Source organism: Microbacterium sp. NPDC077184, assembly GCF_040687055.1.
GTDB lineage: Bacteria > Actinomycetota > Actinomycetes > Actinomycetales > Microbacteriaceae > Microbacterium.
The window spans coordinates 16,361-39,827 of sequence record NZ_JBFBMM010000004.1; the positions used below are offsets into that span (position 1 = coordinate 16,361).

The window sequence follows — 23,467 nt, forward strand, 5'->3', positions numbered from 1 at the left end:
ACTACGGCGAATGCGCCTGACCAACGTCACCCGAGTGGTCCTGCCCCGCGGACGCGTGGGCAGCTACGCCGTGCGCATCGCGCCCGACGAGACCCGTCCGCTCCCGGTGTCGTTCGACCAGGGCCGGCACGTCGGCGCGGGTGATCGCGCGGGGTCGTGGATGTCGATCGCGCTGCGGCTGCCGCACGGGACGACACGGGATGCCGTCGCCCGCGCGTGGAACGACGTCGTCGCCGCGCACGGGACCCTCCGATCGGTCTTCTCCCGAAATGTGGCGGGAGGGGTCCGGCTGCACGAGGGAGCGGCATCCGCCGGGGAGTGGAGCGAGCATCCGCTCCGGCACACGGACGCGGGGGACGTCGACGGCGCCGTGCGCGAGACGATCCGCCGCGTCTTCGACACCGAGTGCCGCCCGTTCGCCGCTCCGTCGCACCGGATCGTGCTCATCGAACCGGACACGCGCACCGACACCGAGACCGACACAGCCACCGCCACCGACACCGCGACGGATGCCCGATCCGTCGCCGATCCGCGACCGCTCGCCGTGATCGCCGCCGACCACGCGCACGTCGACATGTGGTCGCTCCTCGTGCTCGCGCGCGACCTGCTCGCCCGCCTCGGTGGGGACCCGGCATCCGTCGTCGCGGAGCGGGAGCCGTTCGCCGCGCACACCCGAGCCCTGGCGGAACGCGATCCCGCCCCGGCGGAGATCCACGCCGCGTGGCGGGAGATCCTCGACGCGGAGGGCGGGGTGATGCCCCGTTTCCCCCTGCCGCTCGGTGACGTCTCGACGCCGCGCCCCGAGGTGGTCGAGGTGCGCGACGTGCTCGATGCGGCGGAGCTCGCCGCGTTCACGGCCCACGCCGAGGCGGCGGGGGTGCGCGCGACGGCCCTGGCGCTGTCGGCGCTCGCCCGCGCCTGCGACGAGGTCGCCGGGGCGCCGCTGCGCGCGGTCTTCCCCGTCCACAGTCGCTACGAGGAGCGGTGGCACGATGCCGTCGGCTGGTTCATCACGAACTCGGTGATCGCGTGCGCAGACCCCGACCCGCGGGCGTGCGCGGCATCCCTCCGGCTGTCGCTCGCGCTCGGGTCGCACCCGCTCGCGCCGATCCTCGCCCCGTGGGGCGGGATGCCGCAGGCACCCGGGATGTTCGCGCTGTCGTGGCTCGACGTCCGCCGCCTTCCCGTGCGCCTGGCGCGCGACACCGAGGCGCAGTGGGTGTCGGCGTCGATCGAGACCGACGGGGTCATGATCTGGTTCGTCGTCGGCGACGACGGCCTGCACCTGCGCTGCCGCTATCCCGACACCGCGGAGGCCCTGCAGAACGTCGGCCGCTGGCTGGACGCGGTCGAGCGGGCCGTGCGTGCCGAGGCCGCGACCGCCGGCGATACCGCCGCGCGGGGCGAGCGGGTCGCCGCGCGAGGTTAGCCTGATGGGATGGGCGCGCGCGGAGATGACGACAGATCGCGCCTGACCCGGATGCCGCCGCAGGGCGCGATCGTGGCGGTCCTGGCCCTGGCAGGGCTGGCGTCGTCGTTCATGTTCACCCTGGTGGTGCCGATCCAGTCCCAGCTCCCCGAGCTGCTGAACGCCTCGCGCGACGACACCGCGTGGGTCGTGACCTCCACCCTCCTCGCCTCCGCCGTGATCACCCCGATCGCCGGACGCCTCGGCGACATGTACGGCAAGCGCCGCATCGTCCTGGTGCTTCTCGCCCTCCTCGTCCTCGGCTCGGTCATCGCCGCGCTCTCCCCGGGCATTCTTGGGGTGATCGTCGGGCGGACCCTGCAGGGTGCGGTGACCGGTGTCGTGCCGCTGGGGATCTCGATCCTCCGCGACGTGCTGCACCACAAGCGCGTGGACACCGCGATCGCGCTCATCAGCGCGACCCTCGGTGTCGGCGGAGCCCTGGGTCTGCCGGTGTCGGCGTTCATCACCGAGTACGCCGACTGGCACCTGCTGTTCTGGGTGTCGGCCGCGCTCGGCGCCGCGGTGTTCGCCCTCGTGCTGTGGATCGTGCCGGTGAGCGTCCTGCGCACGGCGGGCCGCTTCGACCTCGTCGGGGCTGCGGGGCTCGCCGTCGGCCTCATCGGCATCCTGCTCGCCATCTCGCGCGGCAACGAGTGGGGCTGGACGTCGCCGATCATCCTCGCCCTCGGCCTCGGCGGTGTCGCGGTGCTGCTGGTGTGGGGCTGGTACGAGCTCCGCATCACCGAGCCGCTCCTGGACCTCCGGGTCGCAGCCCGACCGGCCGTGCTGCTGACGAACATCGCGTCGGTCGCGATGGGGTTCTCCCTCTTCGCCTCGAACGTGATCTATCCGCAGATCCTCGAGCTGCCCGAGAGTGCCGGCGGCTTCGGGCTCTCGCTCATCGCCGCGAGCCTGGTGGTGATGCCCGCCGGCATCATGATGATGCTGCTCTCGCCGTTCTCCGGGCGCCTCGCGCGCACCGTGGGGCCGCGGCTGCTGCTGATCCTCGGTGCGGTGTCGCTCATCGTCGCGTACGGGTTCACGCTGCTCTTCTCCGCGGAGGTGTGGCAGCTCGTCGTGGCGAACATCCTCATCGGCGTGGGGATCGGGTTCGGCTACGCGGCGATGCCGATGCTCATCATGCGCGCGGTCCCGGCGACCGAGACCGGCGCATCGAACGGCCTCAACGCCCTCTTCCGCTCCCTCGGCACGTCGACGGCCGCCGCGGTGGTCGCCGCCGTCCTCGCCGCGAACACCGTGGACGTCGGCGGGATGCCGACACCGACGCCCGCGGCGTTCACCACCTCATTCGTGCTCGGCGGCCTTGCCGCGGTCGTGGCGCTCGCGGTGGCGGCGTTCATCCCGCGCCGGCAGAACCCCCTCGAGCGGCATCCGTCACTCCGGGATCAGTGATCCCGCGCGGACCCTGGGCGTTCTGCTCGTACGCGACGCCCTCGAGGACGAGCACGCTGACGCGGCCACCTGAGCACGGCATCCGGCTCTCGACAAGCGGTTACCAGAATCGGGCCCCCGTGAGAAGAACGGATGCCGATTTCGGCCGAACCCGCCCACCCCACCCGCAGCGGCGACATAATCAGGGGCATCAGCGCCGCGGGACGGCCGGGGCGCCGGATGTGAGGACTGTGCGATGACGGACGCGACCCCCCAGAACCCCCAGGCGCAGAACGACCCCTTCGCCTCGCCGGACGGCCCCGAAGGGCACTCGATCACCGACTGGACCGACCTCGGTCGTGAGATGTGGTCCTATCTCACCGGCCGCGGCGCCGCGGTGAACTACTCCTTCGTCGACATGACCGTCGAGGTGCCCCGCGACATCGGTCCGGACGCCCCGCGTGCGACGTGGAAGCTCAACGGCACGCTCCGCGTCACCACGAGCGACGACGTGTCGGCAGGGTCGGACGAGTTCCGGAAGTCCTGAGCCTCCGGCGATGATCCGCCTGGACATCGACCTCGCCCTGGCGGAGGTCGTCACCGGCGACGGCGAGCCCTTCGAGGCCACGGTGCGCGCGTCGGGCACCGAGGTCGTCGTCTACGTCAGCGACCCGGCGCGGCTGCCCGGCAACGGACGCCGTTCCCTCCGCGAGCTCGACGTGGTCGGCAAGGCCCTCGCAGACCGCGGCATCTCGGTGCGGGTGGACGGGCCGGACGGCCCGATCGTCGCGCTCGGCACCGTGCAGCGGAGCGCCCTGCAGCGCGCCATCACGGGATCCGCGTACGTGCGGGTCGGGAGCCCCGCCGCGCTCGCCCCGCTCCTGCGACGCCGCAAGGACCGGGCGTCGACGATGATCGCGCCTCCCCCGACGACGATGCTGCCGCTCGCGCCGACGCTGAACCGCTTCGTGCGCAAACGCGTGACCACCACGCACTACCTGCCGGGGTCAGGGCGTCCGCGGTTGATCTTCGCGGTCGGCTCGACCACGTGGGACGGGCGGCGCCCCCGCGAGTTCGACCTCACCGCCGATCGCGTGACCATCGGGTCGGATGCCGCGTGCGACCTGGTGCTGGAGGGCCTCGCGCCGCTCCACGCCGAGATCCGACACGAGCGCGGCGACGAGTACGTCCTGTACGCGATCGAGCCCGTCGGAGGCGGCAGCGCACCCGAGCCGGGGCGTCCGCCCGAGAAGCGGCGGATCCTCCGCACCGGCGCCCGGATGGAGATGGGGCCGTGGCGCCTGGCGTTCTTCCGCGAGGAGTTCGCCGACCACGGCCGCCCCTTCGGCGGACGCCAGGGCGGGGAGTACGCGGTGCAGCGCCGGCAGAACCCCCGTCGCGTCACGCCCGGGACCGCCGGCACGGACGATCCGTCGATCTACCCGCAGGGCTGAGCAGCCGAGCGGCTGAGCAGCCGCCACGACGGATCGGCGGCCGGGTGGTCGTCGGCCGCCGTGGGACGATGGCGGACGTGGCGAACTCCTCCTCCGGCGACTCGGTGACCGATCGTCTCGTGCGGGTCCTCGAGACCTTCACGCCGACCCGGACGGCGCAGACCGCCGCCGAGATCGGACGGCGGGCGGGACTGCCGAGCTCGAGCGCGCACCGGATCGTCGGCGAGCTCGTCGCCAGCGGTCTGCTCGAGCGCGACGACGACCGGCGCGTGCGCATCGGGATGCGCCTGTGGGAGCTCGCCACGCGCTCCTCGCAGGCCCTCCGCCTCCGCCAATCCGCGATGCCGGCGATGGAGCGGGTCCAGGCCCGGATCCGCGAGCACACGCAGTTGGCGATCCTGGAGCAGGACGAGGCGCTGTTCCTGGAGAGACTGTCGGGTCCGGCATCCGGATCCAACGTCACGCGCGTGGCCGGGCGTCTCCCCCTGCACGCCTCGTCGTCGGGCCTGGTGCTCCTCGCCTTCGGCGACCACGATCTGCAGGAGCGGATCCTCTCCTCGCCCCTCCCGCCGCTGACGCGGGAGACGATCACAGACCCCGCCGCCCTCCGACGGAAGCTCGCCGAGGTGCGCTCCCTCGGCCACGCCGTCGCCCGCGGGTTCATCGAAGCCGTCTCCACGGGCGTCGCCGTCCCCGTGCGCGATGAGACCGGTCAGGTGGTGGCGGCACTGTCGGTCGTCCTCCGGCGGGACGCACCCGTCGAACCGGCCCTGGTGGAGCTGCACGCGGGCAAGCGCGAGATCGAGCGCGCCCTCGGCTTCCGCGGCTGACCGAGAGCAGAATCCCGTTCAACGGGAGTCATCCGGTGCGCCCCGCGCGGCGCTCCGCACAATGGGCCCATGATCCCGGAGTCGAAGGAGACACCCATGACCGCCGCCCCCACCGCCGTCCGCACGCAGGTCGCCATCGTCGGTGCCGGACCCGCGGGCCTCCTCTTGTCGCACCTGCTGGACGAGGCCGGCATCGACTCGGTCGTCGTCGACCAGCGCACGCGCGACGAGATCGAGACCACCATCCGCGCCGGCATCCTGGAGCAGGGCACCGTCGAGGTGCTCGACCGGCTCGGCGAGCACAGCCGCGCCCGCACCGTCGGCAACCGGCACGACGGCATCGAGCTGCGCTTCGAGGGCGCCGGTCACCGCATCGACTTCCCGAGCCTCACTGGGCGGAGCGTCTGGCTCTATCCGCAGCACGAGGTGCTGAAGGACCTCATCGCCGCCCGCCTCGCCGCAGGGCAGGATCTCCGCTTCGGCGTGAGCGTCGACGGTGTCGACGGCGTCGACTCCGACCAGCCGGTCGTGCACGCCCGCACCGCCGACGGCGAAGCCCTCGAGATCACGGCGGACTTCGTCGTCGGAGCCGACGGGTCACGCAGCGTCGTGCGCGCCGCCGTCACCGGCTCGAGCACGGGCGGCTACTTCCGCGAGTACCCGTTCGCGTGGTTCGGCATCCTCACTGAGGCACCCCCGAGCGCCGAGGAGCTCATCTACTCCAACTCCCCCGACGGCTTCGCGCTCATCAGTCAGCGCAGCGCCACGGTTCAGCGGATGTACTTCCAGTGCGACCCGGATGCCGACCCGAACGCGCTGAGCGAAGAAGAGGTGTGGGAGAACCTGCAGCGCCGCGTCCCCGGCACGACGCTGAAGGAGGGCCCGATCTTCCAGCGCGACGTCCTGCGCTTCCGCAGCTTCGTCGCGTACGAGCTGCGCCGCGGTCGCGCGGCGATCGTCGGGGATGCCGCGCACACCGTCCCGCCGACGGGTGCGAAGGGCATGAACCTGGCCGTGGCCGATGTGGTGCTGCTGAACCAGGCACTGCAGGCGCTGATCCTCCGCGGCGACGAGCACCTCATCGATGCGTTCGCCGAGACGGCATCCCGTCGCATCTGGAAGGCGCAGCACTTCTCGTGGTGGATGACCTCGATGCTGCACACCACCGACGAGGCGACGCCCTTCGACCGGCGCCGTCAGGTGGGCGAACTCCGCAGCGTCGTGGAGTCCGAGGCGGGCATGACCTATCTCGCCGAGGCGTACACCGGGTGGCCGCTCGCCTCCATGGACTGAGCGGCGTCCGGGGGAGGGATCAGGCGCGGGCGACCGCCGCGACGGCGGCGAGCGCCTCGCTGTGCCCGCCGGTGAAGCTCAGGCTGTCACCGGTGACCAGGCTGAGGATCACCATCGACATCACGAACCCGATCGACGCCATCATCACCGCGGTGGCCCCGACGGCCACGAGCACTCGAATGTCCATCCCCCCATCTTGCCCTCTCCCCCACCCTCTCGGCCCTCCCCCTGACCGCGAGACTGCATCTTCCGGTCGAGACTGCACGTCGCGCGTGCAGTTTCGGCGGGAGGATGCAGTCTCGCGGCCACACAGGGGAGCGGGGGGTCAGGGGGCGGGGCGGACGGACTGGCCGCGCTTGGCGCGCTGGATCTGCTCGTAGATGTGGGTGCGCAGCTCGGTGAACCGGGGAAGGGCGCGCGTGGTGATCTGGTCGCGATCGGCGTCCAGATCGATCGCGATGTCCTCCTGCACCCAGGTCGGCGACTTCGACAGCACCACGACGCGCTCGCCGAGGTACACCGACTCGTCGATGTCGTGCGTGACGAAGAGGATCGACATCCCCCGGTCGAGGTGCAGGCGCCGCACGAGGTCCTCGAGGTCGGCGCGGGTCTGGGCGTCCACCGCGGCGAAGGGCTCGTCCATGATGAGCACCTCCGGCTGGTACGCCACCGCGCGGGCGATCGCCACGCGCTGCTGCATCCCACCCGACAGCTGCCACGGATAGCTCTTGTCGGCGTGATCGAGTCCCACCGCCACCAAGGCGTCGTCGACGAGGCGCGTGCGCTCGGCGTGGGAGAGCTTCTTGTGCCTCAGCGGCAGCTCGACGTTGCCGCGCACCGTGAGCCAGGGATAGAGGCTCCGCCCGTACTCCTGGAAGACGAGCGCCATGTTCTCCGGGGGCGCGGTGACCGCACTGCCGTCCAGCTCGATCCGCCCGGCGGTCGGGCGCAGGAGCCCGGCGATGCACTTCAGCAGCGTCGTCTTGCCGCACCCGGAGGGCCCGACGATGCAGACGAGCTCGCCCCGGCGCATCGTGAAGCTGATGTCGCCGATCGCCTCGACATCCCCCGTCGACGCTTCGTAGACCTTCTTGAGGTTCTCGACCTCGAGCAGCGTGTCAGGCACGCTCCACCTCCTTGATTCCGTGGTACCAGCGCAGCACGCGCCGTTCGACGACGCCGAAGACCGCCGCGAGCAGGACGCCGATGAGACCGAGCAGCAGGATGCCGCTCCACATCTCCGCGATGAGGTAATTCCGCTGGAAGAAGACGATGCGATTGCCGAGTCCGGACGACGAGTACACCAGTTCGGAGATGACCATGAGGATCAGCGCGATCGACAGCGCTTGCCGCACACCCGTCATGATGCGGGGACTGGCCGCCGGCAGCGTGAGGTACCGGAGGCGCTCGGCCGGAGTGAGCGCGAACGAGCGCGCCGTCTCGGTCATCACCGAATCCGTCGCCCGCACGCCCTCGATGGTGTTGAGCAGGATGGGCCACACGGAGCCGGCGACGATGACGACGACCTTCATCGCGTCGGTCGTGCCCATGAGCACCGCGACGATGGGGATGAGCACCGGCGGAGGCACGGCGCGGAAGAACTCGAGCATCGGCTCCAGGAGCTCCCGCAGCCAGCGGTTGAGCCCGATGAGCGTGCCGGCGACGATGCCGACCACGATCGAGAGCACGATGCCGACGGCGAGGCGTCCGAGGCTCGGCAGCACGTCGGTCACGAAGGCCGGTCCGATCCATGTCTGCACGAAGGCCTGGACGAGCTCGGTGGGCGAGGGGAAGAACTGCGCCGGAGCGAGTGTCGCCCAGATCCCCCAGCCGAGGACGAGCACGATCGGCAGGCCGAGCGCGTACGCGGTGTTCTCGCCGAGCGCGGCCCAGACGCGCGTCCGGCGCCGGGGCACGACGACGGTGCTGGTGTAGAGGGTCACAGCACTTCCTCCCCTCGCACCGACTGGTGCCACGACAGGGACCGCCGCTCGACCAGCCGGAACACGAGGTTGATCAGCAGGCCGAGGATGCCCGTCACGATGACGAGGGCGTACACGAGCGGCCAGTTGGCGGCGGTCTGCGCGAAGACGATCTCCTGACCGAGACCGGGGATGCCGATGAACATCTCCGCCGTGACGGCGAGGATGAGCGCGACGGCGGCGGCGAGCCGGAGCCCCGTCATGAGGTACGGCAGCGCCGTGGGGAAGACGACGTTCATGATGCGCGAGCCCCGGCTCAGTCCGAAGGACCGCGCCGTGTCGCGCGCGACCGTGTCGACGTCGGCGACGCCGTAGAGCACCTGGATGAAGACCTGCCAGAAGCTGGCGTAGACGATGATCAGGAGCGCCGACTGGATCTGGTACCCGAACATCAGCACGGCGAGCGGGATGAGGGCCACCGAGGGGATCGGGCGGAGGAACTCCACCGTGGTGTGGGTCGCTCGGCGCAGGAACGGGACGAGGCCGATGACCGTGCCGAGCACGGTGGCGGCGATCGTCGCGATCACCAGCCCCAGACCCCATTTGGTGAGGGTGCGCCCCACGTTCCGCCAGAACTCCAGGTCCTGAATCTGCACGCCGAGCTCGGCCAGCGTGGTCGTCGCCGTGGGGAAGTAGCGCGGATCGACGAGGCCGAGTGTGGGCAGCAGCTGCCAGCTGATGAGGAATCCGAGGATGCCGGCGAGGCCGAGCACGATCTTGCGCAGCGAGCGCTGCGGACGACGGCGCTGACGGCGCGCGGGAGGGGCGGATGTCGCAGACGGGGCGGGCGCCGAGATGTCGACGGTCTCCATCGGGAGGTCCGATCTGTCGGTGCGGACGGGACGGGAGAAGGGGGAGGAGCGGATGCCGGGCCGCGGCATCCGCTCCTCCGGAGCCCGGCTACTGCTGCTGGATCAGCGTGGCGTAGTCGGGCGCGGTCTCGATGTAGGCGTACTCGACGGCGAGATCGCCGAGCTCCTCGATACCCGCGCCGTCCAGGTCCCAGGTGAACGTGGGGAGGGTGATGCCGGCGGCAGCCTCCTCGGGGATGTCGAGGTTGGTGGCGATGGCCGCGCGCACGGCGTCCTCGTTGGAGGCCGCCCACTCCAGGGCCTCGCTCATCGCCTGCGAGTAGGCCGCGACGAGTTCGGGATCCTCGTCGAGCAGGGCCTGGGTCGTGATGTTCGTCAGGACGGTCAGCCCCGGAATCGTGACCTGGTAGGGCGCCATGACCTGGACCCCGCCACCGCCGACGACGATCCCGCGGAACGGGTCCGGCGCCCAGGCGGCGTCCATGGTCCCCGCCTCGAGCTGCGCGGGGACATCGGGGAACGGCACTTCGACGAACTCGATGGTCGAGGAGTCGCCGCCGTCGTCATCGACGGCCTTGCGGATCGTGAGGTCGCCGGCGGCGCCGAGGGTGTTCACCGACACGGTCTTGCCGGCGAGGTCGGCGGGGCGGGTGATGCCCGCGTCGGCGAGCGCGACCACCCCGTTGACGTCGTCGCCCTCGGCGAGGCTGTTGGCGTAGTTGCCCACGATCACGATGCCGAGGTCCTGCTGGTCGGCGCGGATCGGCCCGAACGGCTGGCCGATCGCGAACTGGATATCACCGCTGAGCAGGGCCGGAATCGCATTCGCGCCCCCCTGTGCAGGGACGACCTCGACGTCGAGGCCGTACTCGGCGAAGATGCCCTCGTCGATCGCGGCCCAGAGGGCACCGCTCTCGGCGATCGGCAGGGCCGCGACGCGGATCGACTGCGTCTCGGTCGCGCCGTCGCCGGCGTCGGAGGTGGGGGCGGCGCCACTGGGCGCGGCTGCGGAGTCGGTGCATCCGCTCAGGGCGAGCGCGGCCGCAGCCAGCACGCCCAGGGCTGCAAGAGTCTTCTTCATTGACGGGCCTCTCGTGGGGTGGATCGGCAAGGATGCCAACCGCCCGGCGTCCCGGCGCCGGTGCCGTTGACATGGCCATCGTCCGCCAGGCGGCCGTCATTGTCAAGGTTTTCGTGACGAGCGTCACGTTTTCGATGAAGAATGGGTATGGTGTTCCCTGACACGGGGAGCGAAGGAGCATCCACATGACACTCGAAGGCAAAGTCGCGATCGTCACCGGCTCGGGCCGCGGCCTGGGTCTGGCCTACGCCAGAGAACTGGCCCGCCAGGGCGCCGCGGTCGTCGTCAACGACATCGACGCCGCCGTCGCCGACGCGGCGGCCACAGAGATCACCGCCGCCGGCGGACGCGCGATCGCCGTCGCCGCCCCCGTCGGCCCCACCGAGACCGCCCAGCGCCTCGTCACCGCGGCGGTGGAGGAGTTCGGCCGGCTCGACATCCTCGTCACCAACGCCGGCGTCCTTCGCGACACGGTGCTGTGGAAGATGAGCGATGCCGACTTCGACACCGTCATCGACGTGCACCTGCGAGGCACCTTCACGTGCGTACGCGAGGCGGCGTCGTACATGCGCGCGAACGAGATCGCCGGGCGCATCGTCTGCATCGGCTCCCCCACCGGCCAGCGCGGCAACTTCGGCCAGACCAACTACGCCGCCGCCAAGGCCGGCATCGTCGGCATGGTGCGCACGTGGGCGCTGGAGCTGAAGCGCGCGGGCATCACCGCGAACGCCGTCATCCCGGTCGCCGCGACCGCGATGACGGCGACGGTCCCCTACTTCGCCGCCGCCGTCGAGGCCGACGCGAAGGGCGAGCCCATGCCCGCCTTCTTCCGCCACGACCTCGGCTTCGGCACCGCCGACGACGTCAGCGGCCTCATCGCCTTCCTCGCTTCGGATGCCGCGGCCGGCGTCACCGGTCAGGCGATCGGCATCGGCGGCGACCGGATCCAGGTGTGGTCGCACCCCGAGCCCGCGCTCACCGCGTACCGCGAGGGCGGGTGGAGCGCCGACGCGCTCGCCGCGGAGTTCGCCCCGCAGCTCGCCGAGAACCTGCAGGGGGTCGGCGAGTCGTTCCCGCCGCTCCCCGACGAGCTCCAGCGTCCGGCGCAGTCCCCGGCCTGAGCGACGCCCGCCATGGTCCGCTACGAATCCGTGATCGACGTCGACGCCCTCCAGGCGATCGACATGCACGTGCACATCGAGATCGACGATCACGGTCACCACTCATTGCCGGAGGACCTCGTCGCGGCGGCGAGCCGGTACTTCCGCGCCGACGGTCCCCGCCCGGCGCTCGAGTCGATCGCCGAGTACTACCGCGAGCGGTCCATGGCGGCGGTCGTCTTCACCGTCGACGCGCACACCTCGCTCGGGCATCCGGCGATCTCCAGCGTCGAGATCGCCGAGGGCGCCGCGAACCATGCGGACGTGCTGATCCCGTTCGGCTCGGTCGACCCGCACGACCCCGCCGCCGTCGACACCGCGCGGCGCCTCGTCGAGGAGCACGGCGTCCGCGGGTTCAAGTTCCACCCCACCGTGCAGCGCTTCGATCCGAGCGACGAGACGCACTACGCGCTCTACGCCGCGATCCAGGATGCCGGTGTCCCGGCGCTGTTCCACACCGGCCAGACGGGGATCGGCGCGGGGATACCCGGCGGACGGGGGCTCCGCCTCGGCCTGTCGAACCCGATGCTGCTGGACCCGGTCGCCGCCGACTTCCCCGACCTGCAGATCATCATGGCCCACCCCTCTGTCCCGTGGCAGGAGGAGGCGCTGTCGGTGGCGACCCACAAGGCGAACACCTGGATCGACCTGTCGGGGTGGAGCCCGAAGTACTTCCCCGCCGAGCTCGTCCGCTACGCCAACACGATGCTGAAGGACCGCATCCTCTTCGGGTCCGACTTCCCGCTCCTCACCCCCGACCGCTGGATGCGCGATGTCGCGCAGACGAACCTCACCGAGGCCGTGATGCCCGGCATCCTGAAGCACAACGCCGTTCGGCTCCTCGGGCTCGGCACCGACGCGGGCGGCGGCGAGTGACGTGCGGACGATCATCGCGGATGCCGTCACCGGCGTCGATCCGCTCGGGTTCGCCGACGCGCACCTGAGCGCCCCCGCGCGGGCGGCCCTGGTGACCCTGCGCGAGACCCTCGAGCGCGCCGTGGCGCCGCTTCTCGCGGACGCGTGGGAGACGGCGACGATGCCGACCGGCATCCTGGACGCCCTCGTCCCGCTCGATCTGATGACCCCCGCCGGGGTCGATGCCGCCGAGGCGGACTCGAGCCTCTTCTCCGGCTTCCGCACCTACGTCCTGGCCCGCACCGATGTGTCGCTCGCGACGTTCTACAACGCCCAGTCGGGCCTGTTCCGCACCGCCGTCCGACACGGCGGCTCTCCCGCGCAGGCGGAGCGATGGGATGCCGGCATCCGCTCGTTCCGCACCCGCGGCGCCTTCGCCCTCACCGAACCCGATCACGGCTCGGATGTCGCGCGGGGCCTGGCGACAACCGCGCGGCGCGACGGCGGCGACTGGGTCATCGACGGCGCGAAGCGGTGGATCGGCGGGGCGGCCGGCGCCGACCTCCTCGCGGTGTTCGCCCGCGACGCCGCCGACGGCGAGGTGAAGGCCTTCCTCGTCCCGACCGGGGCGGAGGGGGTGCGGATCACGCCGATCACCGGGAAGATCGCGCTCCGCCCGATGCAGAACGCCCAGATCACCCTCACCGGCGTCCGGGTCGGCGACGACGCCCGGCTCGCGCGCGTGAACGGCTGGCGCGACGTCGCCGGACTCCTCCGCCGCATGCGCTCGGACGTCGCCTGGATCGCCACCGGCCTCCAGGCGGGCGCCCTCGACGCGGCCCTCGCCGCCACCACCGCACGCACCCAGTTCGGGCGACCGGTGGCCGGATTCCAGCTCGTGCAGGAGAAGCTCGCCCGCATGCTCGGGAACCTCACCGCCTCCCTCGGCCTGGTCGTTCAGCTCTCACGGCAGCAGGATGCCGGGACCTACGCCGATGAGAACTCGGCGCTGGCGAAGATGCAGACCGCCCGCCTCGCCCGCGAGACCGTCGCGCTCGGCCGCGAGGTCTGCGGAGGAAACGGCATCCTCCTCGATCACGACATCGCCCGCTTCTTCGCGGACGCCGAAGCCGTCTACTCCTACGAGGGCACGCACGAGATCAACGCACTCCTCGTGGGCCGCGCCCTCACCGGCAGCTCGGCCTTCGTCTGAGCCCGCGCAACACCCGCACCGTCACCGCACCGTGACCGCACCATCACCGAACCTGAACCGTCACCGAACCGAAAGGCACACCATGACCACCATCGTCCGCTACGACGACGTCGCCGGCCTCGCCGGCACCGACCTCGGCTGGACCGACTGGGTCGAGATCACGCAGGAGCGCATCGGCCTCTTCGCCGACGCGACCGACGACCACCAGTGGATCCACGTCGACCCCGAGCGCGCCAAGGACGGCCCTTTCGGCGCCGCGATCGCGCACGGCTTCCTCACCCTCTCCCTCTCCGTGCGATTCTGGTCGGAGCTGTTCGACGTGGAAGGCGTGGGCACCAAGGTCAACTACGGCCTCGACAAGGTCCGCTTCGTCTCGCCGGTGCCGGTGGGCTCGAAGATCCGCATGAACGCCGTCATCGCCGAGGTCACCGAGGTCCGCGGCGGGTACCAGTTCGCGGTGGACCAGACCATCGAGATCGAGGGCGGAACGAAGCCCGCCGTCGTCGCGCGGGGACTGTACCGCTTCTACGCCTGATCAGCTGCCGGACGTCACTCAAAGGAGAGGACCGTGCGAGACGAAGGAATCGGCCGGTGGCTGCCGCGCCGCCGCCTCAAGGACCCCGCGAAGCCCGCGCTGGTCTTCGGTGACGAGGTCATCACCTACGGCGAGTTCGCCGACACCGCGGCGCGACTCGGAACGGCCCTCCGCGCCCGGGGCGTCGCACCCGGCGAGAGCGTGGCGTTCTTCGGAGAGAACAGCCCGCACTTCCTCACCGTGATGTTCGCCGCCGCGCACATCGGCGCGGTCTTCGTTCCGGTGAACACCCGGCTCGCGCCTCCCGAGATCGCCCACGTGCTGGCGGATTCGGGCGCCCGTGTGGTCGTGCACGAGCCGGCGGCCGCCGAGCGCATGGCCGCCGCGGCGCCGGGGGTCGCGCGGGTGTCGGCCGACGAACTCGCCGGGATCGCGGCATCCGTCGCGTCGAGCGAGACCGCGACCGATCTCGAGCCGCACCCGACGGATGCCGACGCCCCCGCGGCGATCATCTACACCTCCGGCACCACCGGGCGCGCGAAGGGCGCCGTACTCAGTCACCGTAACCTCACGTGGGTCGCGCTGAACACGATCATCGACTACGACGTGGTGTCCTCGGACATCGCGCTGATGATCTCGCCGCTCTTCCACGTCGCCTCGCTCGGCATGGGGGCGCTGCCGGTGCTCCTGAAGGGCGCGACCATGGTGCTCGAACCGGGGTTCGAGCCGGGCCGCGCGCTCGGGCAGATCGCACGCCACGGGGTGACGATGCTCTCCGGTGTGCCGACGACGTACCAGATGATGGCCGACCACCCGGAGTGGGCGGCGACCGACCTGTCGAGTCTGCGCAAGCTCACGTGCGGCGGGTCGGCGGTGCCCGAGCGGATCCTCAACGCCTATGAGCTGCGCGGGCTGTCGTTCTCGCAGGGCTACGGCATGACCGAGACCTCGCCCGGGGCGACCTCGCTCTCGCCGGCGATGACGCGCCGCAAGCAGGGCAGCGTCGGCCTCCCGCACTTCTTCACCGATGTGCGCGTGCGGCGCGAGGACGGCCGGATCGCGGACGCGGGCGAGATCGGCGAGGTGGAGATCACGGGGCCGAACGTCTTCCTCGGCTACCACGGACTGCCCGAGGCGACCGCGGCGGCGTTCACCGATGACGGGTGGTTCCGCTCGGGCGACCTCGGCTACCTCGACGACGACGGCTACCTCTTCATCGCCGACCGGCTGAAGGACATGATCATCTCCGGCGGCGAGAACATCTACCCGGCGGAGGTCGAGAACCTCCTCAGCGACATCCCGGGAGTCTCGGGCGTCGCCGTGATCGGCATGCCCGACGAGCAGTGGGGCGAGGTGCCGTGGGCCGTCGTGACGATGCGCGACGGCAAGACCCTCGACACCGCCGCCGCCCGCGCGCACCTGGACGGGCGCCTCGCGCGCTTCAAGCTCCCCAAGCGCGTGGTCGTCGTGGACGAGCTCCCCCGCACCGCGTCGGGGAAGGTACGCAAGGCCCAGCTGCGGGAGTCCCTCGCCTCGACCGTGTGAGCGGTCGCGGCGCGTTCGGGTGTCGCGCGTGGCCCCCTCCCGCGCGGCGAGGCGGCCACAACGGCCACCCGAACGGATGCCGCGCCCGTCGGGTCAGCTCGCGAGCCGCCTCCGCCGCACCTCGGGGGCGAGCTCGGGGCTGATCGCGGCGATGTGCGACCGCATCCGCTCCTCGGCCGCGGGCCCGAGCCCGTCGTAGAACTCGGCGAACCGCCGACGGACCTCCACCCGCGGCCACCCGTCGGGCAGGAGCTCGCGCGGAAGGCCGACGTCGACGCCGCGGAAGCGCTGCCACGCCAGCATGAGCCGCGAGCGTTCCGCGAACGCGTCCGCCCCCGTCGCCCCGGGGTCGACGCCGGCGATCGCGCGCGCGAGCTCGTCCGCGAAGCAGTCGTACTCCTCGCGGGCGCCCGCGACGTCCCACGCCGCCTGCGGGCCTCCGTCGGTGGTGGTCTGCAGCTGCGCGCGCATCGCCGTGACGTCATCGACGCCGGCGTCGCGGAGCTGCGCCATCGCCTCGTCGGCGGTGTCGCGGGGCGAGATCCACATCCCGTCGTACAGGGGTGCGTAGCCGAGCCACTTCAGCCGCGACCGCGCCGTGTGCCGCAGCGCGCGGCGGGACTCGGGGATCGAGAACGCCACGACGCTCCACAGGCCGTCCCAGTCGGGCTCGACCTGGCCGAACGTGTCGAGCCACCGCGCTTCCTCGGCGATGATCGCCGCCCCTCGCTCCGACAGGCGGTGGGTGGTGCGCCGGCCCACGCGATCGCCGACGAGCAGTTCGAGACGCGTGAGGCGCGTGAGCGTCGCCCGCGCGGCCGCCTCCTTGATGCCGAGGTCGCCGAGCGCCGACACGAGAGCCCCCGAGGGCAGGGGCTCGGCCACGTCCCACCAGTAGTCGCCGAAGAGGGTGAGCACCTGCCGCGCGGGCGAGGCCCGCCGCACCGTCGCAGGAGAAGGGGCTGACACAGCCCCATCCTGCCACTGCACCCGCACCCTCAGAGCGGGTACTGACCGGGCTCGCGGCGCAGGGTGATCCAGCGCGTCTCGGTGAACGCGTCGATGTTCGCCTGGGCTCCGCCGTGCCGCGACCCGGTCCCCGACGCCCCGACCCCGCCGAAGGGGGCGTTGGCCTCGTCGTTCACCGTCTGGTCGTTGACGTGGACGATGCCCGACGGGATGCGGGTCGCCAACTCGTAGCCGGCGAGCGCGTCCGCCGTCACGATGCCGAGCGAGAGCCCGTACTCCGTGTCCGCGGCGAGCGCGACGGCCTCGTCGTCGGTCGCGAACGATACGACGGAGGCCACGGGGCCGAACACCTCGTCGCAGTACGCCGCGGCATCCTTCGGGGGATTCGCGAGGACCGTCGGACGGTAGAAGAGCTGCTCGTACGTGCCGCCCGCGGCGAGCGTCGCGCCCTGAGCGACGGCATCCTGCACGAGGGTGTGGACGCGGTCGCGCTGCACCTCGTCGATGAGTGGCCCGAGGTGCACCTGGCCCGCCGCGGGGTCGCCGACGTGCATCGAATCGGCCTTGGCCGCAAGCTTCTCCACGTACTGGTCGAAGAGCGATTCGTGCACGATGTGCCGGCCGACGGTCATGCAGATCTGCCCCTGGTGGAGGAACGCGCCCCACGTCGCGAGATTGACGGCCTTGTCGACGTCGGCGTCGTGGCGCACGATGAAGGCCGAGTTGCCGCCGAGCTCGAGGTGGGCGCGGGTGAGGTGGCGTCCGGCGAGCTCGCCGACCGCCCGCCCGGCGCGCGTCGAGCCCGTGAACGCGACGACGCGCACGCGCGGGTCGGCGACCATGGCCTCCCCGACCTCGGCGCCGCCGGGGACGAGCTGCAGGAGTCCGGCGGGAAGGCCCGCCTCCTCGAAGATGCGCACCATGCTGACGCCGCCGGTGATCACGGTGCGCGGGTCGGGCTTGAGCAGCACGGCGTTGCCGAGGGCGAGGGCGGGCGCGACGGCACGGATGCCGAGGATCAGCGGGACGTTGAAGGGCGAGATCACCCCGACGACACCGACGGGGATCTGCTGCGCGAGCGAGAGCCGGGGCTCTTCGCTGGAGAGGATCGACCCGAGCGGGGCGGACGGGAGCGAGGACGCTTCGTAGCACTCGGCGGCGGTGACATGCAGGGCGAACCCGGCGAGCGGCGGGATGGCGCCGACCTCGCGCACGTTCCATCCCATGATCTCCTCGGCGTGCGCCTCCCAGAGCTGCGCGGCCTTCCGGAGCACCGCGGCACGCGCGGGGTGCGGCATCGCCGCCCACTCCTTCTGCGCACGGGCCGCGCCCTCCGCGGCGCGCGCGACGTCGTCGGCATCCGCCATCCCCACCATCGCCAGCGTCTCGCCGGTCGCCGGCTCGACGGAGGCGATCTCGCCGCCACCCCCCGGCACCCAGTGGCCGTCGATGTGGATGCGGCCGGCGAAGACCTCGGGGTCGATCAGTGACGCAGCGGTCTGTTCTGTGACGGTAGACATCGTTGTCCCTCTCGTTGACGTGTTCTGCGGCTTCCAAGATCGCACGCCCGTCGCGATGTGTCTATGGACATTCCCTATGCGTATAGGTAAAGTCCTTTCGACGGCGCGATGATGCGCCCCGCCGCACAGCGGAAAGGACCTCGATCCGTGTCTCGACACACTCCCGCCGCCGACCCCGTGGCCGCACGGAAGCTGATCAGCGACTTCTCGCTGGAGATGACCGGGAAGGACGTGGCCGGCCTCGAGGAGGCGGCATCCGCGATCCCGCCCGGCACGAAGATCAACGTGACGTTCCTCGGGAACGAGGACCTCGACATGCGCCTGGCGGCGGCGAAGGCCGTCGCGGACCACGGGTTCATCCCGGTCCCCCACATCTCCGCTCGACGCCTGGCATCCGCGGCTCAGCTCGAGGAATTCCTCGGACGCCTGCAGGAGGTCGGCGCCACCGGTCACGTCTTCGCCGTCGGAGGCGATCCCGCCGAGCCCGAGGGACCCTACCCCGACTCGCTGTCGGTCATCCGGTCCGGCCTGCTGCAGGCGCACGGTGCGACGGAGGTCTCGATCGCGGGCTACCCCGAGGGACACCCCGACATCGCGAGCGATGTGCTCTGGCGACACCTGGAGGACAAGGTCGCAGCCCTGAAGGAGCAGGGGCTGGATGCCGTCATCCTCACGCAGTTCGCCTTCGACACCGATCCGGTGATGGCGTGGATCGAGCAGGTGCGCGACCGCGGCATCGACGCGCAGATCCGGATCGGCACGCCGGGACCTGCCGGCATCAAGCGACTGATCGGCTTCGCGCGGCGCTTCGGCGTCGGCGCCAACGCGATGATCGTGAAGAAGTACGGCTTCTCCCTCACCAACCTCATGGGCACTGCCGGCCCTGACCGGTTCGTCTCCGACCTGTCGACCCTGCTGGCGGAGCGACCGGCATCCGGCGATGTGAAGCTGCACTTCTACACCTTCGGCGGGCTGCTGGCCACGGCGGAATGGGTCCAGCAGTACGGCGCGTCCTCGTCCGCCGAGCCGCGGTCGTGAGGGGGCGCTGATGACCGTCCACAACGACGCGCTGCGCGATCGCGCCTGCCTGATCGTCCACGGCCCCGACCACCCCGGCATCGTCGCCGCCGTCTCCGCCCTGGTGAGCCGGCAGAACGGCAACATCGTCGCGCTGGACCAGTACTCCGACGACGCCGACGGCGGCGCCTTCTTCCAACGCGTGGTCTTCCACCGTCCCGGCCTCGCCGCCGCGATGCCCGAGATCGAGGCGGATCTCGCCGAGACCGTCGGCGGGCTGGGACTCGAGTGGGCACTGTCCGATCAGTCGGTCCCCAAGCGGATGGCGATCCTGGCGTCGACATCCGACCACTGCGTCCTCGAGCTGCTGTGGCGCCACCGCCGCGGCGAACTCCCCGTGACCATACCGATGGTCATCAGCAACCACACCAAGATCGCCGAGGACGTCCGCTCGTTCGGCATCCCCTTCTTCCACGTGCCCTCTCAGGGACCGGACAAGACCGAGGCCGAAGCGCGGATGGTCGAGCTCCTGGCCGGCAATGTCGACGTCGTCGTCCTCGCGCGGTACATGCAGATCCTCTCGGAGGACTTCCTCGACCGCGTGGCGGTACCGGTGATCAACATCCACCACTCCTTCCTCCCCGCCTTCATCGGCGCAGCTCCCTACCGGAAGGCCCACGAGCGCGGCGTGAAGATGATCGGCGCGACGAGCCATTACGTCACGAAGGACCTCGATGAGGGACCGATCATCGAGCAGGACATCGCCCGCGTCGACCACTCGATGAGTGCCGCCGACCTCCAAGTCCGCGGGGCGTACGTCGAACGGGCCGTGCTCTCGCGCGCCGTGCAGTGGCACGCCGAGGACCGCGTCATCCGTCACGGCAACCACACCATCGTCTTCGCCTGACGCGGCGAGACCCCGCCCCTGCTCCTCCTACCCCGAACAGACACCGCCACACCCCGAACAGAGAGGTTCCCCTCATGGCCGACAACCTTCAGCAGCTGCTGGATCAGCGCAACGCCGTCGAGCTGCTGCGCAACTCGCCCATCGGCTCGTACATCTACCCCGTCGTCCCCGCCGACTTCCAGAACTGGATCAAGGAGCAGCGTGCGTGGCGCGACACCGCGGTGCTCTACGACCAGTCGCACCACATGGACAACGTGTTCCTCCGCGGCTCCGACGCCATCCGCCTGATCTCCGACACCGCGATCAACTCGGTGGCGAACTTCGCCGTGAACAAGGCCAAGCAGTACGTGCCGACCACCGCGTCCGGACACGTCATCGGCGACGGCATCCTGTTCCGTGAAGCCGAGGACGAGTACGTCTACGTCGGCCGGGCGCCGGCGTCGAACTGGCTGATGTTCCACGGCGAGACCGGCGGCTATCAGAACCTCGACATCGAGGTCGACCGCCGCTCCCCCTCCCGCCCCTACGGTGACGCGGTGTCGCGGAAGTACTACCGCTTCCAGATCCAGGGTCCGAAGGCGTGGGACGTCATCGAGAAGCTCAACGGCGGACCGCTGGAGAAGCTCGGCTTCTTCAACATGTCGACGATGCGCATCGCCGACATGAACGTCCGCACCCTCCGCCACGGCATGGCGGGCGCACCGGGCCTGGAGATCTGGGGCCCCTACGCCGACCACCACCGCATCCGCGACCTCATCGTCGAGGCGGGGGCGGAGTTCGGCCTCGTCCCCGTGGGATCGCGCGCGTACCCCTCGAACACGCTGGAGTCGGGCTGGATCCCCTCGCCGCTGCCGGCGATCTACGACGGCGAGGCCGAGCGCGCCTACCGCGAATGGCTCGGCGTCGACAGCTACGAGGCGACCGGGACGCTCGCCGGGTCGTTCGTGTCCGACGACATCTCGGACTACTACCTGACCCCGTGGGAGCTGGGTTACGGGTCGTTCGTGAAGTTCGACCACGACTTCATCGGTCGCGACGCGCTCGAGAAGATCGACCCGGCCACGCAGCGCCGGAAGGTCACCCTCGCGTGGAACGCCGAGGACGTCACGAAGATCTTCGCCTCGCTGTTCGACACCGACAACGACAGCTACAAGTTCTTCGACCTGCCGCTGGCGAATTACGGTTCGGCCAACTACGACGCGGTGACGGATGCCGGAGGCAGCGTCGTGGGCTTCTCGATGTTCACCGGCTACAGCGCGAACGAGAAGCGCGCCCTGTCGCTCGCCACCGTCGCCCCCGACGTGCCCGAGGGCGCCGAGGTCACGGTGGTCTGGGGCGAGCCGAACGGCGGCACGTCGAAGGCCTCGGTGGAGCCGCACCGTCAGCTCGAGGTCCGCGCCGTCGTGAGCCCCGTCCCCTACTCGACCGTCGCCCGCCAGACCTACCACGGCGGCTGGCGCACCGGCTACACCGCCTGACCCCCCACCCCCTCTTCCTGGCCGCGAGACTGCATCCTCCGGTCGAGACTGCACGCCGCGCGCGCAGTCTCGACGGGGAGATGCAGTCTCGCGGTCAGGGGAGGGACGGGCGGCGGGGCGGGGATCGGTACGGTGGGGACGGGAGGAGAGCGATGAGCCTGCGATACGCGCTGCTGGCGCTGCTGCGCGTCGGCCCCCTGTCGGGATACGACCTGCAGAAGCAGTTCTCGCAGTCGGTCGGACACGTCTGGCACGCCCCCGACTCCCAGATCTATCCCGAGCTGCGCAAGATGGCGTCCGAGGGACTCATCGAACCCGAAGAGCAGACCCGCGGTCGCCTCGGCACACGTCGGGTGTATCACGTGACGGATGCCGGAGACCGCGCCTTCCTCGACTGGATGCGCGGCCCCCTCGACTACCAGCGCGTGCGCGACCCGGCCCATCTCCGCGCCGCCTACCTCGAGACGACGGATGCCGAGTCCGCACGTCGCTTCCTCCACGCGCACATCGCGCAGTGGGAGGCGGAGCTCGCGCAGTGGGAGCGCGAGATCGAGCGCATCGACGCCGTGGAGAACCCCATGCTGGTGCGGCGCCTCGCGGTCACGGCCGAGGACGATCGCGAGCGCACCATCGCCTACAAGCGCTTCGCTTACGAGGGTCTCGTCGAGCGCGCGCAGGGCGAGATCGCGTGGGCGCGCCGCGGGCTCGACCTCGTCGACCGGATCGGCCGGTGACCGATTCGCCGACCGCCCGGCGCGACCTCGGGCGCGCTCCCGCGACCTGGGCGCTGGTCGCGACGGTCTGCCTCGTCGCGATCAACATGCGCCCGACGATCACGTCCGTCGGCCCGCTGCTCCAGCAGATCGGCGCCGACACCGGGCTGACGGCGCCGACGCTCGGGTTCCTGGGTGCCGTGCCCCTGCTCGTGTGGGCGGCCGTCTCCCCGCTCGCTCTCGCGATCAGTCGGCGGTTCGGGATGTCGACCAGCGTGCTCGGGGCTCTCGTCCTCCTCGCGATCGGAACCGTGGTCCGTTCGCTCCCGGGCCCTGTCGCCGCGCTCTGGCTCGGGACCGTCCTCATCGGCGTCGCCCTGGCTCTGGTGAACGTGCTGATGCCGGCGGTCATCAAGCGCGACGCGCCCACCCGGGTCCCCGCCCTGATGGCGCTGTACACGGCCCTCCTCGGCGGCGCCGGAGCGATCGCCTCGGGCGTCGCCGTGCCCCTGTCGAACGCGGGTCCCACGCCGGACGACTGGCGGCTCTCCCTGGCGATCACCGGTCTCGCGGCGCTTCCCCTCGCGGCGGGGGCGTGGGCGTGGTTCCGCCGGAGCGAGCCGGGTCGCGGCATCCGCTCGGCACGGATGCCGGGGCGCACCGGGATCTGGACCGACCGCGTCGCCTGGGCGGTGGCCGGATACATGGGCGTGCAGGCGACGCTGTTCTACATGACGCTGACGTGGCTCGCGGCGATCTCGACCTCGCTCGGACGGTCGCCGGTCATGGCGGGGGTGGATGTCATGGTCTACCAGCTGGTGTCGATCGTGAGCTCGCTCGCCCTCCCGCTGGTCTTGCGCGGGCGGATCCGCCGCTGGATCCCGGCGCTCCTTCCCGTGCTCGCCGTGATCGGCGTGATCGGGCTGATGGCGCAGCCCGCGGCCCTGTCGCTGTGGATCGTGCTGATCGGGTTGTCGACGGGCGCTTCGCTCAGCATGTCGCTGACCCTGATGGCCGATCGGGCGCGCGATCACGACCAGTCCGCGGCCCTGTCGGGGATGGCGCAGTCGGTCGGCTACATCATCGCCGCCGCGGGCCCCGTCGCCTTCGGTCTCGCGTACGCGCTCACCGGCGGCTGGCTGCTCTCGCTCGGCATCCTGCTCGCCGTCCTCCTCGCGCAGATGGTGATCGGCGTCGCCGCCGGCCGCGACCGCCACGTCCTCACCCCCTCCCCCTGACC

23 protein-coding genes are annotated in these 23,467 nt (G+C 71.2%); 16 read left to right on the top strand and 7 right to left on the bottom strand.

The genetic code is table 11. From position 1 onward, the window contains the following. Window positions 1–10 precede the first annotated feature (10 nt). The 6 genes from AB0O93_RS08950 to AB0O93_RS08975 all read left to right on the top strand — a co-directional run bounded on the left by AB0O93_RS08950 (window position 11) and on the right by AB0O93_RS08975 (window position 6,440). Window positions 11–1,429, top strand: coding sequence for a peptide synthetase (locus tag AB0O93_RS08950; RefSeq protein ID WP_363342577.1), 1,419 nt, complete (start codon window positions 11–13; stop codon window positions 1,427–1,429). A gap of 51 nt (window positions 1,430–1,480) precedes the next feature. Beyond that, a complete protein-coding gene (locus tag AB0O93_RS08955; protein ID WP_363342952.1) occupies window positions 1,481–2,884 on the top strand; it encodes an MFS transporter in 1,404 nt (467 codons plus the stop codon). Between the two features lie 235 nt (window positions 2,885–3,119). Further along, the gene (locus AB0O93_RS08960) at window positions 3,120–3,410 is read left to right on the top strand and encodes a hypothetical protein (protein ID WP_363342579.1); all 291 of its coding nucleotides are present in this window, start codon (window positions 3,120–3,122) and stop codon (window positions 3,408–3,410) included. A 10-nt stretch (window positions 3,411–3,420) separates the two neighbouring features. Then, entirely contained in the window at window positions 3,421–4,317 is an 897-nt protein-coding gene (locus AB0O93_RS08965; RefSeq protein WP_363342581.1) for an FHA domain-containing protein, read from the top strand. A 77-nt stretch (window positions 4,318–4,394) separates the two neighbouring features. Continuing rightward, window positions 4,395–5,147, top strand: a complete 753-nt coding sequence (locus AB0O93_RS08970) for an IclR family transcriptional regulator (RefSeq protein WP_363342584.1) — start codon at window positions 4,395–4,397, stop codon at window positions 5,145–5,147. 96 nt (window positions 5,148–5,243) lie between these two features. Next, window positions 5,244–6,440 carry a 4-hydroxybenzoate 3-monooxygenase gene (locus AB0O93_RS08975; RefSeq protein WP_363342586.1) on the top strand — a complete coding sequence of 399 codons (1,197 nt, stop codon included), beginning with the start codon at window positions 5,244–5,246 and terminating at the stop codon, window positions 6,438–6,440. Between the two features lie 19 nt (window positions 6,441–6,459). Here AB0O93_RS08975 and AB0O93_RS08980 read toward each other — a convergent pair whose 3' ends face one another. From AB0O93_RS08980 to AB0O93_RS09000, 5 genes are all read right to left on the bottom strand, one after another. Then, window positions 6,460–6,627 carry a hypothetical protein gene (locus AB0O93_RS08980; RefSeq protein ID WP_236967118.1) on the bottom strand — a complete coding sequence of 56 codons (168 nt, stop codon included), beginning with the start codon at window positions 6,625–6,627 and terminating at the stop codon, window positions 6,460–6,462. Between the two features lie 138 nt (window positions 6,628–6,765). Further along, window positions 6,766–7,566, bottom strand: coding sequence for an ABC transporter ATP-binding protein (locus AB0O93_RS08985; protein ID WP_363342588.1), 801 nt, complete (start codon window positions 7,564–7,566; stop codon window positions 6,766–6,768). Beyond that, entirely contained in the window at window positions 7,559–8,383 is an 825-nt protein-coding gene (locus AB0O93_RS08990) for an ABC transporter permease (protein ID WP_363342590.1), read from the bottom strand. Before AB0O93_RS08990 ends, AB0O93_RS08985 begins: the two co-directional genes overlap by 8 nt. Beyond that, the gene (locus AB0O93_RS08995; RefSeq protein ID WP_363342592.1) at window positions 8,380–9,234 is read right to left on the bottom strand and encodes an ABC transporter permease; all 855 of its coding nucleotides are present in this window, start codon (window positions 9,232–9,234) and stop codon (window positions 8,380–8,382) included. The genes AB0O93_RS08990 and AB0O93_RS08995 overlap by 4 nt, the downstream gene beginning before the upstream one ends. Window positions 9,235–9,322: 88 nt before the next feature. After that, entirely contained in the window at window positions 9,323–10,315 is a 993-nt protein-coding gene (locus AB0O93_RS09000; RefSeq protein WP_363342594.1) for an ABC transporter substrate-binding protein, read from the bottom strand. Between the two features lie 185 nt (window positions 10,316–10,500). On the opposite strand from AB0O93_RS09000, the gene AB0O93_RS09005 reads away from it, so the two are divergent. The 5 genes from AB0O93_RS09005 (at window position 10,501) to AB0O93_RS09025 (ending at window position 15,623) form a co-directional block, all read left to right on the top strand. After that, a complete protein-coding gene (locus AB0O93_RS09005) occupies window positions 10,501–11,436 on the top strand; it encodes an SDR family NAD(P)-dependent oxidoreductase (protein WP_363342596.1) in 936 nt (311 codons plus the stop codon). Window positions 11,437–11,448: 12 nt separating this feature from the next. Further along, a complete protein-coding gene (locus AB0O93_RS09010; protein WP_363342598.1) occupies window positions 11,449–12,351 on the top strand; it encodes an amidohydrolase family protein in 903 nt (300 codons plus the stop codon). 1 nt (window position 12,352) lies between these two features. Then, entirely contained in the window at window positions 12,353–13,543 is a 1,191-nt protein-coding gene (locus tag AB0O93_RS09015) for an acyl-CoA dehydrogenase family protein (RefSeq protein ID WP_363342600.1), read from the top strand. Between the two features lie 82 nt (window positions 13,544–13,625). Beyond that, complete coding sequence (locus tag AB0O93_RS09020; protein ID WP_301134653.1) at window positions 13,626–14,078, top strand: MaoC family dehydratase; 453 nt, start codon at window positions 13,626–13,628, stop codon at window positions 14,076–14,078. A gap of 33 nt (window positions 14,079–14,111) precedes the next feature. Then, window positions 14,112–15,623, top strand: coding sequence for a long-chain fatty acid--CoA ligase (locus AB0O93_RS09025; RefSeq protein WP_363342602.1), 1,512 nt, complete (start codon window positions 14,112–14,114; stop codon window positions 15,621–15,623). A 93-nt stretch (window positions 15,624–15,716) separates the two neighbouring features. Here the strand turns inward: AB0O93_RS09025 and AB0O93_RS09030 are convergent, their stop codons facing one another. Beyond that, window positions 15,717–16,592 (bottom strand): PaaX family transcriptional regulator C-terminal domain-containing protein, encoded by an 876-nt coding sequence (locus AB0O93_RS09030; RefSeq protein ID WP_363342604.1) that lies wholly within the window; start codon window positions 16,590–16,592, stop codon window positions 15,717–15,719. 29 nt (window positions 16,593–16,621) lie between these two features. Then, window positions 16,622–18,112 carry an aldehyde dehydrogenase family protein gene (locus AB0O93_RS09035; RefSeq protein ID WP_363342606.1) on the bottom strand — a complete coding sequence of 497 codons (1,491 nt, stop codon included), beginning with the start codon at window positions 18,110–18,112 and terminating at the stop codon, window positions 16,622–16,624. Between the two features lie 216 nt (window positions 18,113–18,328). On the opposite strand from AB0O93_RS09035, the gene AB0O93_RS09040 reads away from it, so the two are divergent. The 5 genes from AB0O93_RS09040 (at window position 18,329) to AB0O93_RS09060 (ending at window position 23,465) form a co-directional block, all read left to right on the top strand. Then, entirely contained in the window at window positions 18,329–19,150 is an 822-nt protein-coding gene (locus tag AB0O93_RS09040; RefSeq protein ID WP_363342954.1) for a methylenetetrahydrofolate reductase, read from the top strand. 10 nt (window positions 19,151–19,160) lie between these two features. Continuing rightward, the gene (gene purU / locus AB0O93_RS09045; protein WP_363342608.1) at window positions 19,161–20,036 is read left to right on the top strand and encodes a formyltetrahydrofolate deformylase; all 876 of its coding nucleotides are present in this window, start codon (window positions 19,161–19,163) and stop codon (window positions 20,034–20,036) included. A gap of 74 nt (window positions 20,037–20,110) precedes the next feature. Next, window positions 20,111–21,514 carry an aminomethyl transferase family protein gene (locus AB0O93_RS09050; protein WP_363342610.1) on the top strand — a complete coding sequence of 468 codons (1,404 nt, stop codon included), beginning with the start codon at window positions 20,111–20,113 and terminating at the stop codon, window positions 21,512–21,514. Between the two features lie 152 nt (window positions 21,515–21,666). Beyond that, window positions 21,667–22,248 carry a PadR family transcriptional regulator gene (locus AB0O93_RS09055; protein ID WP_363342612.1) on the top strand — a complete coding sequence of 194 codons (582 nt, stop codon included), beginning with the start codon at window positions 21,667–21,669 and terminating at the stop codon, window positions 22,246–22,248. Then, the gene (locus tag AB0O93_RS09060) at window positions 22,245–23,465 is read left to right on the top strand and encodes an MFS transporter (RefSeq protein WP_363342614.1); all 1,221 of its coding nucleotides are present in this window, start codon (window positions 22,245–22,247) and stop codon (window positions 23,463–23,465) included. Before AB0O93_RS09055 ends, AB0O93_RS09060 begins: the two co-directional genes overlap by 4 nt. Window positions 23,466–23,467 lie beyond the last annotated feature (2 nt).

What these genes read in the sequence shown, in the direction of transcription:
- AB0O93_RS08950 (WP_363342577.1), top strand. Translation starts at nt 11, where the DNA reads ATGCGCCTGACCAACGTCACCCGAGTGGTCCTGCCCCGCGGACGCGTG.
- AB0O93_RS08955 (WP_363342952.1), top strand. Translation starts at nt 1,481, where the DNA reads ATGCCGCCGCAGGGCGCGATCGTGGCGGTCCTGGCCCTGGCAGGGCTG.
- AB0O93_RS08960 (WP_363342579.1), top strand. Translation starts at nt 3,120, where the DNA reads ATGACGGACGCGACCCCCCAGAACCCCCAGGCGCAGAACGACCCCTTC.
- AB0O93_RS08965 (WP_363342581.1), top strand. Translation starts at nt 3,421, where the DNA reads ATGATCCGCCTGGACATCGACCTCGCCCTGGCGGAGGTCGTCACCGGC.
- AB0O93_RS08975 (WP_363342586.1), top strand. Translation starts at nt 5,244, where the DNA reads ATGACCGCCGCCCCCACCGCCGTCCGCACGCAGGTCGCCATCGTCGGT.
- AB0O93_RS08980 (WP_236967118.1), bottom strand. Translation starts at nt 6,627, where the DNA reads ATGGACATTCGAGTGCTCGTGGCCGTCGGGGCCACCGCGGTGATGATG.
- AB0O93_RS08995 (WP_363342592.1), bottom strand. Translation starts at nt 9,234, where the DNA reads ATGGAGACCGTCGACATCTCGGCGCCCGCCCCGTCTGCGACATCCGCC.
- AB0O93_RS09000 (WP_363342594.1), bottom strand. Translation starts at nt 10,315, where the DNA reads ATGAAGAAGACTCTTGCAGCCCTGGGCGTGCTGGCTGCGGCCGCGCTC.
- AB0O93_RS09005 (WP_363342596.1), top strand. Translation starts at nt 10,501, where the DNA reads ATGACACTCGAAGGCAAAGTCGCGATCGTCACCGGCTCGGGCCGCGGC.
- AB0O93_RS09010 (WP_363342598.1), top strand. Translation starts at nt 11,449, where the DNA reads ATGGTCCGCTACGAATCCGTGATCGACGTCGACGCCCTCCAGGCGATC.
- AB0O93_RS09020 (WP_301134653.1), top strand. Translation starts at nt 13,626, where the DNA reads ATGACCACCATCGTCCGCTACGACGACGTCGCCGGCCTCGCCGGCACC.
- AB0O93_RS09035 (WP_363342606.1), bottom strand. Translation starts at nt 18,112, where the DNA reads ATGTCTACCGTCACAGAACAGACCGCTGCGTCACTGATCGACCCCGAG.
- AB0O93_RS09040 (WP_363342954.1), top strand. Translation starts at nt 18,329, where the DNA reads ATGACCGGGAAGGACGTGGCCGGCCTCGAGGAGGCGGCATCCGCGATC.
- purU (WP_363342608.1), top strand. Translation starts at nt 19,161, where the DNA reads ATGACCGTCCACAACGACGCGCTGCGCGATCGCGCCTGCCTGATCGTC.
- AB0O93_RS09050 (WP_363342610.1), top strand. Translation starts at nt 20,111, where the DNA reads ATGGCCGACAACCTTCAGCAGCTGCTGGATCAGCGCAACGCCGTCGAG.
- AB0O93_RS09055 (WP_363342612.1), top strand. Translation starts at nt 21,667, where the DNA reads ATGAGCCTGCGATACGCGCTGCTGGCGCTGCTGCGCGTCGGCCCCCTG.